The sequence below is a fragment of the Ancylobacter sp. VNQ12 genome (genome assembly GCF_049445835.1).
Lineage (GTDB): Bacteria > Pseudomonadota > Alphaproteobacteria > Rhizobiales > Xanthobacteraceae > Ancylobacter.
Genome location: NZ_JBMSDU010000001.1, coordinates 645,080 through 659,798, shown reverse-complemented (window position 1 = coordinate 659,798; position 14,719 = coordinate 645,080). Strand labels below are relative to the sequence as shown.

Annotated in this window: 14 protein-coding genes; 5 read left to right on the top strand and 9 right to left on the bottom strand. The window is 67.1% G+C overall.

What is annotated here, in order from left to right; translation table 11 throughout:
- Window positions 1-3: 3 nt before the first annotated feature.
- Window positions 4-2,292: a TonB-dependent siderophore receptor gene (locus ACO2RV_RS03075; RefSeq protein WP_423289671.1), complete on the bottom strand. Its 2,289-nt coding sequence runs from the start codon at window positions 2,290-2,292 to the stop codon at window positions 4-6.
- 260 nt (window positions 2,293-2,552) lie between these two features.
- Between ACO2RV_RS03075 and ACO2RV_RS03070 the strand changes: the two genes are divergently transcribed.
- A complete protein-coding gene (locus ACO2RV_RS03070) occupies window positions 2,553-3,440 on the top strand; it encodes a helix-turn-helix domain-containing protein (RefSeq protein WP_423289669.1) in 888 nt (295 codons plus the stop codon).
- A 207-nt stretch (window positions 3,441-3,647) separates the two neighbouring features.
- Here the strand turns inward: ACO2RV_RS03070 and ACO2RV_RS03065 are convergent, their stop codons facing one another.
- The 5 genes from ACO2RV_RS03065 to ACO2RV_RS03045 form a co-directional block, all read right to left on the bottom strand.
- Window positions 3,648-4,817 (bottom strand): M20 aminoacylase family protein, encoded by a 1,170-nt coding sequence (locus ACO2RV_RS03065; protein WP_423289667.1) that lies wholly within the window; start codon window positions 4,815-4,817, stop codon window positions 3,648-3,650.
- A 1-nt stretch (window position 4,818) separates the two neighbouring features.
- Entirely contained in the window at window positions 4,819-5,553 is a 735-nt protein-coding gene (locus tag ACO2RV_RS03060; RefSeq protein ID WP_423289883.1) for an ABC transporter permease subunit, read from the bottom strand.
- 131 nt (window positions 5,554-5,684) lie between these two features.
- On the bottom strand, window positions 5,685-6,413 hold the full coding sequence (locus tag ACO2RV_RS03055; RefSeq protein WP_423289665.1) for an ABC transporter permease: 729 nt from the start codon (window positions 6,411-6,413) through the stop codon (window positions 5,685-5,687).
- Between the two features lie 62 nt (window positions 6,414-6,475).
- The gene (locus tag ACO2RV_RS03050; protein WP_423289663.1) at window positions 6,476-7,258 is read right to left on the bottom strand and encodes a transporter substrate-binding domain-containing protein; all 783 of its coding nucleotides are present in this window, start codon (window positions 7,256-7,258) and stop codon (window positions 6,476-6,478) included.
- Window positions 7,259-7,287: 29 nt separating this feature from the next.
- Window positions 7,288-8,061: an ABC transporter ATP-binding protein gene (locus ACO2RV_RS03045; protein WP_423289661.1), complete on the bottom strand. Its 774-nt coding sequence runs from the start codon at window positions 8,059-8,061 to the stop codon at window positions 7,288-7,290.
- Window positions 8,062-8,306: 245 nt separating this feature from the next.
- Here ACO2RV_RS03045 and ACO2RV_RS03040 point away from each other — a divergent pair, with 245 nt between their 5' ends.
- From ACO2RV_RS03040 to ACO2RV_RS03025, 4 genes are read left to right on the top strand one after another with little or no spacing between them, the layout of a single operon-like run.
- Entirely contained in the window at window positions 8,307-9,185 is an 879-nt protein-coding gene (locus tag ACO2RV_RS03040; protein WP_423289659.1) for a dimethylarginine dimethylaminohydrolase family protein, read from the top strand.
- Between the two features lie 10 nt (window positions 9,186-9,195).
- Complete coding sequence (locus ACO2RV_RS03035; RefSeq protein ID WP_423289657.1) at window positions 9,196-9,837, top strand: TetR family transcriptional regulator C-terminal domain-containing protein; 642 nt, start codon at window positions 9,196-9,198, stop codon at window positions 9,835-9,837.
- 4 nt (window positions 9,838-9,841) lie between these two features.
- The gene (locus tag ACO2RV_RS03030) at window positions 9,842-11,032 is read left to right on the top strand and encodes a pyridoxal phosphate-dependent aminotransferase (RefSeq protein ID WP_423289655.1); all 1,191 of its coding nucleotides are present in this window, start codon (window positions 9,842-9,844) and stop codon (window positions 11,030-11,032) included.
- Entirely contained in the window at window positions 11,029-12,636 is a 1,608-nt protein-coding gene (locus ACO2RV_RS03025) for a 5-guanidino-2-oxopentanoate decarboxylase (RefSeq protein ID WP_423289653.1), read from the top strand. Before ACO2RV_RS03030 ends, ACO2RV_RS03025 begins: the two co-directional genes overlap by 4 nt.
- A gap of 134 nt (window positions 12,637-12,770) precedes the next feature.
- On the opposite strand, the gene ACO2RV_RS03020 is transcribed toward ACO2RV_RS03025, so the two are convergent.
- From ACO2RV_RS03020 to ACO2RV_RS03010, 3 genes are read right to left on the bottom strand one after another with little or no spacing between them, the layout of a single operon-like run.
- Complete coding sequence (locus ACO2RV_RS03020) at window positions 12,771-13,259, bottom strand: GNAT family N-acetyltransferase (RefSeq protein ID WP_423289651.1); 489 nt, start codon at window positions 13,257-13,259, stop codon at window positions 12,771-12,773.
- Window positions 13,256-13,669, bottom strand: coding sequence for an acyl-CoA thioesterase (locus tag ACO2RV_RS03015; protein ID WP_423289649.1), 414 nt, complete (start codon window positions 13,667-13,669; stop codon window positions 13,256-13,258). The genes ACO2RV_RS03020 and ACO2RV_RS03015 overlap by 4 nt, the downstream gene beginning before the upstream one ends.
- Entirely contained in the window at window positions 13,666-14,715 is a 1,050-nt protein-coding gene (locus tag ACO2RV_RS03010) for a histone deacetylase family protein (protein ID WP_423289647.1), read from the bottom strand. Before ACO2RV_RS03010 ends, ACO2RV_RS03015 begins: the two co-directional genes overlap by 4 nt.
- Between the last annotated feature and the right edge of the window lie 4 nt (window positions 14,716-14,719).

The window sequence follows — 14,719 nt, the reverse complement described above, 5'->3', positions numbered from 1 at the left end:
GACTTACCATTTGTAGTGGGCGGACAGGGTGATGGTGCGCGGATCGCCATAGCCGCAGGACGACATGCCCTGACAGGCGGAGACGTATTCCTTGTCGAACAGGTTGCTCACATTGAGCGCCACGCCCCAGGTCTCCTGCTCGTAGCGGATCGCCGCGTCGACCAGCGTGACGGAAGGCACCTGGAGCGTGTTGGCGTTGTCGATCCAGGACGAGCCGATATAGCGCACGCCGGCGCCGACGCTGATGCCCTTCAGCACGCCGGTGTCGAACTTGTAGTCCGCCCAGGCCGAGGCGAGCACATCCGGCACGATCATCGGCGTGTTGCCGATCAGGGAGGCATCGAGATCCTCGGTGATTTCCTGGTCGAGCACGGTCACGCTGGCGAGCACCCGGAAGTTCCGGGTGACGTTGGCCTTGCCCTCGATCTCGAAGCCGCGCACGCGCACCTCGCCGAGCTGCTGGCTGATGAAGGGCGGCAGCGGGTCGCTGACCAGCACGTTCTCACGCTCGATCTGGAACACCGAGGCGGTGATCAGCGCGTCCATGAAAGTGGGTTGATACTTGACGCCCGCTTCGTATTGAACGCCCTCCTCCGGCTTCAGGCCCTCATCGTTGACGGCGCTGACGCCGATCACCGGGTTGAAGAAGCTGGACACGCTGACATAGGGCGTCAGGCCGTTGGCAAACTCGTAGCCGAGGCCGGCGCGGCCGGTCCACGCCGAATCGTCCGAGGTGTAGTTGGGCGAGAAGGGCAGCGAGGCCGGGCTCTCGGAATTGACGTCGAGATAGTCGTAGCGGCCGTTCAGCGTGAGGATCCAGCCGTCGCCGAAGCGCATCTGGTCCTGCACATAGACGCCGAGCTGCTGCTGGGTCAGCTCCTGGTCGAGATAGACGAAGGTCTCGCCCTGCGGAACGCCATAGACCGGATTGGTGGCGCTGATCGGCGTGCCGCCGCCCGAGGCCTGCAGGTTCGAGAGGTTGTAGAGGTTGTAGTCGACGCCGACGAGGAAATCGTGATCGACCGCGCCGGTGGAGAACTTCTTCGAGAAATTGTTGTCGGTGGCGAAGGCATCGACATGGCTCGTGCCCTCGAAGCCGATGCGGTAGAGCAAATTGTCGGGGCCGACCGGCGTCGTGCCGCCGCCATAGCCGAACGGACCGGGTGCGTAGCCATAGGGATACGGCCCGATTTCGTGCTTGTTCAGATAGGCGTAGCGCGAGGCCGACTTGAACACCCAGTCGTTCTCCAACTGGTGCTCGAACTCGTAGCCGACCATGATCTGGGTATAGCGGCCATTGTCGAGGTCCGGCTCGCCATAGAAGGCGTCGGTCGGAATGCGGCCGAAGCTCGCCGGCACCACCGTGCCGACATAGGGCAGGAAGCCGTTGCCGGTATGGGTCTGGTCGAGCGCCGAGATCTGGGCGTAGACGTTGATCTTGGTCTGCTCGGAGGGGCGATAGGTGATCTGCGGCATGATCGAGCCGCGGAAGTCCTCGCCATAGTCGGTGTAGTAGTCGCCTCCCGCGATGCGGCCGGTGACGCGGTAGGCCCACACCGGATCGTCCGGCAGGGCGATGGGCGCGGCCTTGCCGATCACGCCCGGCGCGGCAGCACTGCCGCCGCCGACGCGGCCACCGAACACATCGTTGATGTCGAAGGCGAAATAGGCGTTGCCGAAATTGTTGATGCCGCCTTCGACATAGCCGAAGCGGTCATCCACCGGGCGCTTGCTGATCATGTTGACCAGGCCGCCGGGGCTCGAGCCGCCATAGAGCGCCGAGGACGGGCCCTTGAGGATTTCGATCCGCTCCAGCAGGAACGGATCGACCTGGAAGCCGCCGAAGGCGTAGCTGGCGAGCGACAGATTGTCGAGAAACACGCCGGTCTGCGTGGCGTTGAAGCCGCGAATGTAGAACCAGTCGGTGTCCGGGTCGTTGCCATAGGGCGCGGCGAACACGCCGGCGCTGTAGCGGATCGCTTCGTCGAGCTTCAGCGCCTTGCGGTCGTCGATCTCGTCGCGGCCGATCACCGACACCGATTGCGGAATCTCGGTGATGGGAACATCGGTCTTCATGCCGGTGGTGGTCTGCGTGGCGACATAGCCGTTGACCGGGCCGGTGCCGTTCTGCCCCTCGCCCTCGACCGATATGGTGTCGAGCTCGACCGCCGCCGCGCCCGAGGACTGCGCCGGCTGGGATTGCGCCTGCTGGGCGAGCGCTGCGTTCGACAGGGGCAGCACCACCGCCATGGCGGAGCTGAGAAGCAGGAGCCTGAAGGACTTTCCACACATTGCAATCGTTCCAAACAATTCGCCTGATGCAGATCCAGATCGGAAATATTCAAAAGAAAAATCAGCGAGTTATTCCGATCTATGCTTGAATCGTCTGGTATCAATCATTTCATTTGGATGATTGTTCGGTTTTGTCAAACCTTGTACATTCTTGGTCGATTGACCAGAAGCGGATTGGCTTCGGCGCTTCATTTGCCGATGCGTGGCAAACCGGACACTTACACGCTCAACCCGCCGAGGAGAGGCTTGCGAGCACAGGCATGACAGCGCCCTTTGTCCCGAACACGACCGCGAAGCGTCAGGGCATTTCCGTGCTCGGCGAAGGCTATCGCCATTCCTGGGACGGCGTGCTGGTGGAGCTATGGGAAGCGGAGGGCGCCGGGGGCGCGCGGGCCGAGTACATCTCGGAGCATCCACGGCTGTTCGTGCTGCTCGACCAGTCCGGCGGCGAGTTCGAGATGCTGCTGTCGCCGGACCGGAAGACGGCGCCCAAGCGCCACGCGCCGCGCCAGATCAGCTTCATTCCGGCCGGCGTGCCGCTGTGGTCGCGCGTCTCCACCACCACTTACGTGCGCCATCTCGACCTGCATTTCGACATGGAAGCGCTGCGCCGGCGTCTGGCCGACGACTTCGACAGCGAGGTTTTCGAGGCGCCGCGCCTCATGTTCACCGATGAGCGGCTGATGACCTTCGCCAATCTGATCGCCGCGGAATGCCAGAATCCGCGCGCCTTCCACGAGCTCTATGGCGACAGCCTGACCACGGCGCTGTTCATCGATTTCCTGCGCGCGGCGCCGCGCGGAACACGCAAGCGCTCTGCCCTGGCTTCATGGCAGCTGCGGCGCGCCATCGACTATATCGAGGCCAATTGCCTCAGGGCGATCAGGCTGGAGGAGCTGGCGGAGCTGGTGGGCCTGTCACCGAGCTATTTCAGCCACGCCTTCAAGGCGGCCACAGGCATCCCGCCGCACCAATGGCAGACCGACGCCCGGCTGAAGCGGGCGCAACAGCTGCTCACCGACACCGCCATGTCGCTCACCGAGGTGGCCGCCGCGACCGGCTTCTATGATCAGGCGCATTTCACCCGAGCGTTCCGCCAGCACAAGGGCGCCACGCCCGCCGCCTGGCGCCGCGACCGGCGGAGCTGAGGGTGCCGACAGCTCTCCCTCTCCCCGTCGGGGAGAGGGGTGGGGTGAGGGGCCCTCAATGCTCCGCAATCGCGTCGCCCCTCACCGACCCGCTCCGCGGGCCACCTCTCCCCAACGGGGAGAGGGAGGAGAAAGGACGCCGTCCGCCCCCAAGGTTTCCCGCACTAACGGAGGCGGAGCCGGAGCGCCGATCCGGGAAGCAGGCTGTCACGCCGGGCGCAGATAGGTCTCGACGACCTCGGTCCAGAAGGCGGCGCCGATGGGCAGCAGGTCGTCGTTGAAATTGTAGCCGGGGTGATGCAGCGGACGGTCCGCCTCGGAGGTGCGCCCGCCAAGGAAGAAATAGCTGCCGGGACGCTCCTTCAGCATATAGGCGAAATCCTCGCTGCCCATGCTGGGGCGCGGCATTTCCGTCACCTGCTCCGCGCCGGCGAAGCGGGTGGCGAGATCGCGCAGGAAGTCGGTCTCCGCCGTGTGGTTGATGGTGGCGTCGTAGCTGCGCTGATAGTCCACCGTAGCACTCATGCCGTAGCTTGCCGCCTGCCCCCCGGCGATCAGGCGGATCCGCCGCTCCAGCTCGTCGCGCACCTCGGGGTCGAAGGAGCGGACACCGATCACCAGCTCGGCGCGCGCGGGAATGACGTTGCTGGCCGCCCCCGCATTGAAGGCGCCGACCGTGACCACCGTCGGGTCCATGGGGTGGATGTTGCGCGAGACGATGGTCTGCAACGCCAGCACGATGGAGGCACCGGCGACGATCGGGTCGGCGGTGGCCTGCGGCTCGGCGCCATGCCCGCCGAGGCCGTGCACGGTGATGCGGCACTCGTCCACCGCCGCCATGATCGGCCCGTCCCTGAAAACGAACTTGCCGAAGGGGACATCGGGATCGTTATGCAGCGCGAACACCGCATCGCAGGGGAAGCGGTCGAACAGCCCCTCCTCCACCATGATCTTCGCGCCGCCGAAATTCTCCTCCGCCGGCTGGAAGATGAGATGCACCGTGCCGTCGAAATGGCGCCGCTCGGCGATGGCGCGCGCCGCGCCCAGCAGCATGGCGGTGTGGCCGTCATGGCCGCAGGCATGCATCAGGCCGGGCGTCTTGCTGGCGTAAGGCAGGCCGGTCTCCTCGAAGATCGGCAGCGCGTCGATGTCGGCGCGGATGCCGACCGAGCGGCCGCTGGTGCCGTTGGACAGCGTGGCGACGAGCCCGGTCCTGGCGAGGCCGCGCGAGACCGTGTAGCCGAGCGCCGTCAGTTCGCGGGCGATCACGTCGGAGGTTCGCACCTCTTCCAGCCCGAGCTCGGGATGGGCGTGCAGGTCCCGGCGCAGCGCGACCAGTTCCGGGATCGCATTGGTGAGCAATGCGCGAACGTTCATCTCAGGCACTCCGGGTTGGTATCTTGTTCTCGAAATAACGGAACGCCACGACCAGCAGGGCGGTCAGGCACAGATAGATCAGCGCCAGCAGCAGCAGCGGCTCATAAGTGAGATACGTCACCTGACGTATCTTGGAGATGACGGCATAGACGTCGATCACCGTGATGGTGGCGACCAGCGGCGTCGATTTCAATTGCAGCACCGTCTCGCCGTTGAGCGTCGGCAGCGCCCTATGCACCGCGCGCGGCAGCCAGATGCGCCGGAACACCTTCCAGCGGCTCATGCCATAGGCGCGGGCGGCTTCCAGTTCGCCCTTCGGCACGCCGGCAAAGGCGCCGCGCATCACCTCGCCTTCATAGGCGGCGAAGGAGATGGTCAGCGCCGTCACGCCATAGGGCCATGCCTCGCGCAGATAGGGCCACAGGAAAGACTGGCGGATCCAGGGGAATTGCGGGAACAGCGAGCCCAGCCCGTAATAGAGCAGCCAGAGCTGCAACAGCAGCGGCGTGCCGCGAATGATGGTGCAGAAGCCATTGGCCAGCGCCTTCAGCGGCCACGGCCCCGTCACCTGCACCAGCCCGATCGGCACGGCGAGGAAGAAGCCGAGGATCGAGGTGCTGGCCAGCATCAACAGCGTGACCCCGACGCCCCAGGCGATGGCGCCGGCATATTGCGGCAGCCAGTCCCAGCGCAGGAACCAGGCGGCGCAGAGCACGAGGCCCGCCGCGATCGCCATCAGCACGAGGCGGTGCGGCTTGAGGAAGCCCCTGCCGCTCGGCAGGCTGGTGAGCGCCGTGGCCTCGACGGTGGTCTCCTCATGCGGCAGCTCGACCAGCGGCTCCGGCGCGGGTGCTTCGTTGGCGGCCTTCATCGCGTGGCCGCCCAGCCGCGCCGGGCGCGGGCCTCGATGAGGCGGATGACGAGGTTCGAGACCAGCGTCAGCATGAGGTAGAGCACCCCCGCCGCGCAGAAGAACAGCATATAGGCCTTGGTGGTGCCGGCGGCCTGCCGGGTGACCAGCGTCAGCTCGCTGAAGCCGACCACCGCGAGCAGCGCCGTGTCCTTGGTGGCGATGAGCCAGAGATTGGACAGGCCGGGAATGGCATGGGGCAGCATGGCCGGCAGCGTGATCCGGCGGAGCACCATGAGCGGTGACATGCCATAGGCGCGCGCCGCCTCGATCTGGCCGGGCGGCACGGCCTGGATCGCCCCGCGCAGCACCTCGGTGGAATAGGCGCCCTGCACCACGCCGATGACGAAGATGCCGGCCGCCAGCCCGCTGATGTCGATGGCGCCGTAGCCCATGGCGCCGGACACGCGGTTCAGAATGTCGGTGCCGGCGTAATAGAGGATCAGGATGAGCACGAGTTCGGGCACGGCGCGCACGACGGTAGTGTAGACCTCCAGCAGGTCCTTCGTCACCGGCCCGCCATAGAGCTTGCCGAAGGCGCCGCCGGTGCCGAGGACGAGGCCGAGCGAATAGCCGCCGAGAGCGATCTTGACCGAGTTCATGAGCCCGGCCAGCAGCACGCCGCCCCAGCCGGGCGGATCCAGCGCCAGCAGGCCCCAGTTGATCAGGGGAGTGGGATCGGCCATGGGTCCGCCTCGCCGCGAGAAGGAGCGGGCCGGCGCAGCGCGCCGGCCCGGCTCAGGTCCGATCAGCCGCCATAGATGTCGAAGTCGAAATACTTCTTCGAGAAGGTGTCATAGGTGCCGTCGGCGCGGATCGCCTTGATCGCAGCGTTGATCTTGGCCTTCAGCTCGGCATCGCCCTTGCGCAGGCCCACGCCGACGCCGGCGCCGAGCACTTCCGGATCATCCTTCACATTGCCCTTCAGCTCGCAGCACTGCTTGCCCTGGTCGGACTTGAGAAAGGCGTCGAGCGCGATGGCGTCGGCCTGCACGGCGTCGATGCGACCGGAGGCGAGGTCGTTATTGGCCTCGTCCTGCGTCTGGTATTCCTTCACCGTCGCGCCGGCGCTGCCGAAATACTTGTTGGCATAGTCCTGGTGGATGGTGGCGACCTGCACGCCGATGGTCTTGCCCTTCAGGCCGGCCGGCGTGGCGTCGAACTTCTCAGCTTTCGGGCCGATCACGCCGGTCGGCGTGTTGTAGTACTTGTCGGAGAAGTCGATGGTCTTCAGGCGCTCCGGGGTGATCGACATCGAGCCGATGATCATGTCGATCTTCTTGGAGGTCAGCGCGGGGATGATGCCGTCCCAGGCGACCGGGGTGATGACGCAGTCGAGCTTGGCCTGCTTGCACATCGCCTGCATGAACTCGACTTCCCAGCCTTCCCACTTGCCAGCGGCGTCGGGCGAGGCGAAGGGCGGATAGGGCTCCGCGGCGAAGCCGACCTTGAGCGGCTCGGCCGCGACGGCGCAAACGCCGGCAAGGCCGATAATGGCGGCGGCGACCATCGTCTTGAATGTGTTCTTCATGATTTTCCCTCTGTCTTCTCTGGTCTTTTTCAGTGGCTGGAGCTGATGAATTTCCTCAGCCGCTCCGACTTCGGGTCGCCGAAGATCTGCTCCGGCGGCCCCTGTTCCTCGATCACGCCGTGGGCGAGGAACACGATGTGGCTGGCGACGTTGCGGGCGAACTTCATCTCGTGCGTCACCAGGATCATCGTCCGGTGTTCCTTCGCCAGGTCGCCGATCACGCCCAGCACCTCGCCGACCAGTTCGGGATCCAGCGCCGAGGTCGGCTCGTCGAACAACATGGCATGCGGCTGGATCGCCAATGCGCGGGCGATGGCGGCGCGCTGCTGCTGGCCGCCGGACAGGAAGGCCGGGTAGACGTCGCGCTTGTCGAACAGGCCGACACGCCGCAGCAGCGCTTCCGCCCGCTCGATCGCCTCGGTCTTGGGTACGCCGAGCACATGCACCGGCGCCTCGATGACGTTCTGGAGGATGGTCATGTGCTGCCAGAGGTTGAAGCTCTGGAACACCATGCCGAGGCGCGAGCGCAGGCGCTGCACCTGCCGGCGGTCGCGCGGCATCAGGCCGCCGGCACCGTCCGGCTTCAGGGCGATCTCCTCGCCGCGAACCGCCACCGACCCGCCGCTCGGCACTTCGAGCATGTTGATGCAGCGCAGAAAAGTGGACTTGCCCGAGCCGGAGCCGCCGATGATGGCGATGACGTCGCCCTCGCGGGCGGTGAGCGAAACACCCTTGAGGACCTCGAGCGCGCCGAAGCGCTTGTGCAGGTCCCTGACGACGATGGCCTCGGCGCGCTCCGTCATCGGATAGGCGCCTCCAGCAGCCGGCACCGACTTAACCGGCTCATGCCACGTCTCTTTTTCTGTCGAAGCCGCAACTCCGCCACCGGCGAAACCTCGCTCGCAAAAGACGGACCGGAGCCCGCAGAGTTCATCCCACAGCGATACGGTGCACTTTCTTTCGCAGTTATTCAAGTGTATAACAATTGCCATCGGCAAAGTTTTTGTGCAGTGCCAAAATTTCGGCACCCTGATTAAAGAGGAAGCATATGTCCGTTTTCGGGTCCCAGGAAATGTCGGCGCCGCTGCAACGCGTTCTGATGCGCCGTCCCGGCCCCAGCCTGCTGGCGGCGGACCCGGCGCAGTGGCACTACGGGCCCACCTTCGACGGCGGAAAAGCCGTGCTGCAATACGGCGAATTCACACGCCTTGTTGAAAGCTCGGGCACCGAGATCATCTGGCTGGACGACGCCGGCGACGGGCTGGCCGACGCCATGTTCACCCACGACCCCTCGCTGATGTCCGACCATGGCGCCATCATCCTGCGCATGGGCAAGCCGCTGCGTGAGAGTGAGCCGGCGCTGCATGAGAAAGCCTATGCCGAGCGGCAGATTCCCATTCTCGGCCGCATCGAGGCGCCGGGCACGGTGGAGGGCGGCGACTGCATCTGGCTCGACGCCCGCACCCTGATCGTCGGGCGCGGCGTGCGCACCAATCAGGAGGGTATCGCCCAGCTCGACCGCCTGCTGGCGCCGCACGCCATCGCGGTGCTCGGCTTCGACCTGCCGCTCTGGCAGGGTGAGGCGGCGTGCCTGCACCTGATGAGCGTCATCAGCCCGCTGGCGGACGATCTCGCGCTGGTGTTCGCGCCGCTGCTGCCGGCGCCGTTCTACCAGCTGCTCAGGGCGCGCGGCATCCGCCTGATCGAGGCGCCGGCGGACGAGTTCCACGCCAGCAACGGCCTGTCGCTCAACGTGCTGCCGACGCGGCCGAACGAGGTGATCATGGTCGAGGGCTTTCCCGCGACCAAGGCCGCCATGGAAGCCGCCGGCTGCACGGTACAGACCTTCGCGGCCGACGCGCTGTGCATCGCCTGCGAGGGCGGCCCGACCTGCCTGACGCGGCCCGTGCTGCGGCGCGCGGCATAGGGCGGGACGTATGAGCCGACGCGACTTCCATAGAGCCAGCGAAGCCGAGCGCCGCCACGACCTGATCGAGGCGACGCTGGAGTGCATCTCGGAAGCGGGATTGCAGGGCGCCACCGTGCGCCACATCGCTACCAAGGCGGGCGTGACGGCGGGGCTGATCCGGCACTATTTCGCCTCCAAGGAGATCATCCTCCAGGAGGCCTACAAGGTCGTCATCGCGCGGCTGACGGAGAAGGCCAAGAACATCACCGGCACGCCGGAGGAGCGCCTGCGCACCTTCGTGCTGGTCAACCTGACCGAGCCGGTGGCCAACAGCCGCAGCCTCTCGCTCTGGGCCGCCTTCATCAGCCAGGTCGGCGTCGACCCGGCGCTCGCGGCCATCCACCACGAGGGCTATCTCAGCTTCCGCCAGGAGTTGGAGGAGCTGCTGGCCGATTTTCTCGCCGCCAAAGGCGAGCCCGCCGGCCCGGCACGGTGCCGGGCGCTGGCCATCGCGGTGAACGGCATACTCGACGGCCTGTGGCTGGAGGGGTGCCTGGCCGGGGAACTTTTCGAGGAAAGCGAGCTGGTCTCGATCGCTTTTTCCTCCATCGAGGCGCTGGTCGGGCATCCGATCGCCGTGCCGAACGACACCGAGCAGGACCGGGAGTAAACCGATGCGCTACGCATCCATCACAGACAGGCTCGCCAGCCTCGGCTCCGAGAAATGGGCGGTTCATGTCGAGGCGCGCCGCCGCAAGGCCAAGGGCGTGCCGATCATCGAGCTGACCATCGGCGAACCCGACCTGCCGCCGCACGAGACGCTGATCACTGAAGCCACGCGCTCGATGATCGCCGGCCGCCACCGCTATTCCAACGGACGCGGCGAGCAGGTGGTGGTCGACGCGCTGGTGCGCAAATATTTCAAGCGCCGCCCGGACGTGACCGGCGACAACGTCTTGTGCTTCCCCGGCACGCAGACGGCGCTGTTCGCGGTCATGCTCGGCCTCGTCGAGGCCGGCGACGCGGTGCTGGTGGGCGACCCGCTCTACGCCACCTATGAGGGCGTCATCCGTTCCACCGGCGCCGAGCAGATCACCGTGCCGCTGCGCCCGGAACACGGCTTCCACATGCAGGCCGCGGATCTGGAGCGGGCGATCACCCCGCAATGCCGGGTGCTGCTGCTGAACACCCCGCACAACCCGACCGGCGCCGTGCTGACGGCCGAGGAGATCGCCGCCATCGGCGAGGTCTGCCGCCGGCACGACCTGTGGATCGTCAGCGACGAGGTCTATGAGGAGCTGATCTTCGACGGCGCCTTCGCCTCGCCCTTCGACAATCCCGCACTGGCCGAGCGCACCATCGTCTGCTCGTCCATCTCCAAGTCGCATGCCGCGCCGGGCTTCCGCAGCGGCTGGGCCATCGGGCCGGCGGAGTTCACCCACCGGCTGCTCGCCGTGTCGGAAACCATGCTGTTCGGCCAGCAGCCCTTCATCGCCGACATGACTGCCTATGCGCTCGACAACCCGGTCGAGACCTCGGCGATCATGCGCCGCTCCTACAAGCGGCGCGTCGACCTGATCGTGTCGGCGCTGGCGAACGCGCCCGGCCTCATGCCCTTCGCGCCGGAGGCGGGCATGTTCATCGTCGTCGATGTGAGCGGCACCGGCATGAGCGGCGAGGAATTCGCCTGGGCGCTGCTCGACGAGGAAGAGGTCGCGGTCATGCCGGGCTCCTCTTTCGGCGCCGGCGCGGGCGACTTCATCCGCCTCAGCCTCACCGTACCGGACGAGAAGGTCGAGGAAGCCTGCCGGCGCATGGCGGCGCTCGCCGCGCGTTCGGGCTTGAGGAAGGCGAAGCGGGCATGAGCGGCGGGACGAGGACCGTCGGGGAGGCGATGATCGACCTCCTCGAAGCCAATGGCGTCGAAGTGGTGTTCGGCATTCCCGGCGTGCACACGGTCGAGCTCTATCGCGGGCTGGCGGCCTCACGGATTCGCCACATCACCCCGCGCCACGAGCAGGGCGCCGGCTTCATGGCCGACGGCTATGCCCGCGTCACCGGCAAGCCGGGCGTCGCCCTGGTCATCACCGGGCCGGGGCTGACCAACACCATCACCGCCATGGCGCAGGCGCGGCAGGATTCGGTGCCGATGCTGGTCATTTCCGGCGTCAACCGGCGCTCCTCGCTCGGCCAGGGCCGCGGCTTCCTGCATGAACTGCCCGACCAGGCGGCGATGATGAAGAGCTTCGCCCTCGCCTCGTTCACGCTGACCGATCCGGCCGAGCTGGCCTCCGTCATCGCGCAGGCCTTCGCCATCATGGGCTCGGCGCGGCCGGGGCCGGTGCATATCGAGATCCCCACCGACGTCATGCCTCTGCCGGCGGGCGAGATCGCCGTGAGGCCCACCGTGCCGGCGCGGCCGGGCGCGGACAGCGCCACGCTCCGGCAGGTCGCCGCGCTATGCGACAAGGCGAAGCGCATCGTGCTGATGTGCGGCGGCGGCGCGGTGTCCGCGGATGAAGCGGTGCAGGCGCTGGCGGCGAAGCTCGACGCGCCGGTGGTGCTCACCGTCAATGCGCGCGGCCTGCTCGCCGGCCACCCCTTGCGCGTGCCGGCGAGCCCGAGCCTTGCCGCGGTCCGCGCGCTGATCGGCGCCGCCGACCTCGTCATCGGTCTCGGCACCGAGATGGGCCAGACCGATTACGACATGTATGCCGATGGTGGCTTTCCCGAGCTGCCGAGCTTCGTGCGGATCGACATCGACGCCACACAGCTGTCGCGCGAGCCGCGCGCCGACATTGCCGTGCTGTCCACCGTGGAAGCAGCCGTCACCGACCTGCTGCCGCTCGTCGCCGCGCATGAAGGCGACGGCGCGGGGCGGGCGAAAGCGGCGCGCGGGGCGGCGTGGGACAGCCTGTCGCCCAAGATCCGCGCCGAGATCGCGGTCATCGACAGCATCTACAAGACGTTGCCGGACGCCATCGTCGTCGGCGATTCCACGCAAGCCGTCTATGCCGGCAATTTCTACCTCGACCTCGTCCACCCCATGTCGTGGTTCAACGCCGCCACCGGTTTCGGCGCGCTGGGCTATGGCCCGCCGGCCGCTATCGGTGCCGCCATCGGCAAGCCCGATCGCCCGGTCATCTGCCTGACCGGCGATGGTGGCTTCCAGTTCTCGCTGGCCGAGATCGGCTCGGCGGTGGACGCCGGCGCGCGCGTAATCTTCCTCGTCTGGAACAATGACGGCTATCAGGAGATCGAGAACTACATGCTCGATTGCGGCATCGAGCCGGAGGGCGTGAAGCCGTCGGCACCCGATTTTCTCGCCATCGCGCAGGCCTATGGCGTTCCCGCCACTCGCCTCGACGATGTCGCGGCGCTCGGCGCGGCACTGCGCGCGGCGGGAGAGCGCAACGGGCCGAGCCTGATCGAGATCCACCAGACCGGCACGCGCGGCGCGACGGCGTGACCGTTCTTCTATTCCTCTCCCGTTGGGGAGAGGTGGCCCGCGAAGCGGGTCGGTGAGGGGGGTCTGCGATTGCGGAGCGTCGAAGGCCCCTCACCCCAACCCTCTCCCCACCGGGGAGAGGGAGTTTCTGCATCTTACGGCGGCCCCAGCAGCCCTCCCCACCGTTCCTCCTCGATGACCATCTCATGGTCGTCTTCGTCGATCTCGAAGCCGAGGCGGGCGTAGAAGCCGATGGCGCCGGCATTCGCCTTGTCGACGCCGAGCCGGATGAAGCTGCACCCGTTCGGCGCCTCCCGCCCGATGGCGGCGGCGAGCAGCGCCCGCCCGAGCCCGCTGCCGCGCTCGGAAGGCGCGACATAGAGATCCTGAACGTAGATGCCGGGCCGCCCGCGCCAGCCGGAGAAGGCATAGGTGTAGAGGCACAGGCCGACCTGCCGGCCCTCGCGCACCGCCACCAGCGCCTCGAACAGGTGCAGGCCCGTGGGGCCGTAGCGGTCGAGGCTTTCCACATCGGCCAGCGGCTTGAAGCCGGGCCGGACATGGTCGGCAAGGCGGGCGAGCATGTCCGCCACGGCGGGAAGGTCGGCGCGCTCGACCGGCCGGATCGCAACCGCGTCCGTCACGGCTCTTCGACCAGCGCCAGCGCGCCCGCACGGACGATGTCGGGCAGCTCGCGCGCCCGGCGCAATTCCAGGTCGAAATAGGCGGTTATGGCGAGCAGCTCGGCGCGCACCGTGCCATCGAGCGACGACAGGCGGTGCCAGGTGGTGAGCGACTTGGTGCCGACGCGGCGCACCGCGCTGTCGATGACGAAGAGTTCGCCGGCGCGCGTCTCGCGCTTGTAGTCGATCTCGTAGCGCACATCCGCCCAGCCCTCGCGCCGGGTGGTCACCCAGTCCGAATCATAGCCGCAGGCCGCCATGAGGTGCCAATGCGCCTGATCGAACGCGCCGACATAATGCTGCACGTTCATGTGCCCCATCGCGTCGCACTGCGCGGGATAGACCAGGCCCTGATAGGTGCGGATCGTCATGACTTCACTCCCCTCGCCACGGCATGGGAGGCGCGGAGGCCATCCATGAAGGCGACCAGATTGTCGCCGAGCGCGTCGCAGATATAGCCGCCTTCCTGCACGATGACGCTCGGCAGGCCAAGCTGGCCGATCAGCCCGCCGATGCGGGCGAAACCGGGCGTGGAGACGCTGAGGCCGCCGAAGGGATCGCCCTCATAGGCATCGAGCCCGAGCGCGACGACCAGCGCGCCCGGCGCGAAGGCCTGGATGCGGGAAAGCGCGCGGTCCAGCGCCGCGAGGAAGCCCTCGTCGCCGGTCTTGCGCTCCAGCGGCAGGTTGAGGTTGTAGCCGCGCCCGGCCCCCTCGCCGCGCTCATCCGCATGGCCCCAGAAGAATGGATAGAACCGTACCGGATCGGCATGGATGGAGACGGTGAGCACATCCGCCCGCTCATAGAACACGCCCTGCGTGCCGTTGCCGTGGTGCAGGTCGACATCGAGAATGGCGACGCGCGGCGTTCTCTCGCGCAGCACCTGCGCGGCGATGGCGGAATTGTTGAGATAGCAGAAGCCGCCGGCGAGATCCCTGAACGCATGGTGGCCGGGTGGACGGCACAGCGCATAGGCCGCTGCCTCACCCCGACTGACTAGCCGCGCCGCCTGCGTCGCCGCATGAGAGCTGCGCAGCGCGCTGGCGAAGGTGTCGGGACCGATCGGGCACGAGGTGTCGGCCATGTGGTAGCCGGCCTGTCCGACGGCGGAGAGCGGATAGGCGCCGTCGCGCCGGTCCGGGTGGATGTTGGGGATCACTTCTTCGGAGGCCAGCGCGATGTGCCGCCAGCGCGCGTAGATATTGGCCAGGAACTCAAGATATTCCGGCGTGTGGATCGCGGCCGCCGGCGCAATGCCGAAATCCGCCGGCACCTCATGGGTCAGGCCGGCCCGGAGCGCGGCGGCGAACAGGATGTCCGCCCGCTCCGGCCGCTCCGGATTGGGTGCCCGCGCGCCGCTGGTCAGGAAGAAGCCGGGATAGTGCTTCTTCTGCGCCTCGTCATAGATGACCTTCATCGCC

Coding starts and splice junctions, on each gene's coding strand:
- ACO2RV_RS03030 (WP_423289655.1), top strand. CDS start 9,842: ATGCGCTACGCATCCATCACAGACAGGCTCGCCAGCCTCGGCTCCGAG.
- ACO2RV_RS03050 (WP_423289663.1), bottom strand. CDS start 7,258: ATGAAGAACACATTCAAGACGATGGTCGCCGCCGCCATTATCGGCCTT.
- ACO2RV_RS03025 (WP_423289653.1), top strand. CDS start 11,029: ATGAGCGGCGGGACGAGGACCGTCGGGGAGGCGATGATCGACCTCCTC.
- ACO2RV_RS03070 (WP_423289669.1), top strand. CDS start 2,553: ATGACAGCGCCCTTTGTCCCGAACACGACCGCGAAGCGTCAGGGCATT.
- ACO2RV_RS03060 (WP_423289883.1), bottom strand. CDS start 5,553: ATGGCGATCGCGGCGGGCCTCGTGCTCTGCGCCGCCTGGTTCCTGCGC.
- ACO2RV_RS03065 (WP_423289667.1), bottom strand. CDS start 4,817: ATGAACGTTCGCGCATTGCTCACCAATGCGATCCCGGAACTGGTCGCG.
- ACO2RV_RS03035 (WP_423289657.1), top strand. CDS start 9,196: ATGAGCCGACGCGACTTCCATAGAGCCAGCGAAGCCGAGCGCCGCCAC.
- ACO2RV_RS03040 (WP_423289659.1), top strand. CDS start 8,307: ATGTCCGTTTTCGGGTCCCAGGAAATGTCGGCGCCGCTGCAACGCGTT.
- ACO2RV_RS03045 (WP_423289661.1), bottom strand. CDS start 8,061: ATGACGGAGCGCGCCGAGGCCATCGTCGTCAGGGACCTGCACAAGCGC.
- ACO2RV_RS03010 (WP_423289647.1), bottom strand. CDS start 14,715: ATGAAGGTCATCTATGACGAGGCGCAGAAGAAGCACTATCCCGGCTTC.
- ACO2RV_RS03055 (WP_423289665.1), bottom strand. CDS start 6,413: ATGGCCGATCCCACTCCCCTGATCAACTGGGGCCTGCTGGCGCTGGAT.
- ACO2RV_RS03015 (WP_423289649.1), bottom strand. CDS start 13,669: ATGACGATCCGCACCTATCAGGGCCTGGTCTATCCCGCGCAGTGCGAC.
- ACO2RV_RS03075 (WP_423289671.1), bottom strand. CDS start 2,292: ATGTGTGGAAAGTCCTTCAGGCTCCTGCTTCTCAGCTCCGCCATGGCG.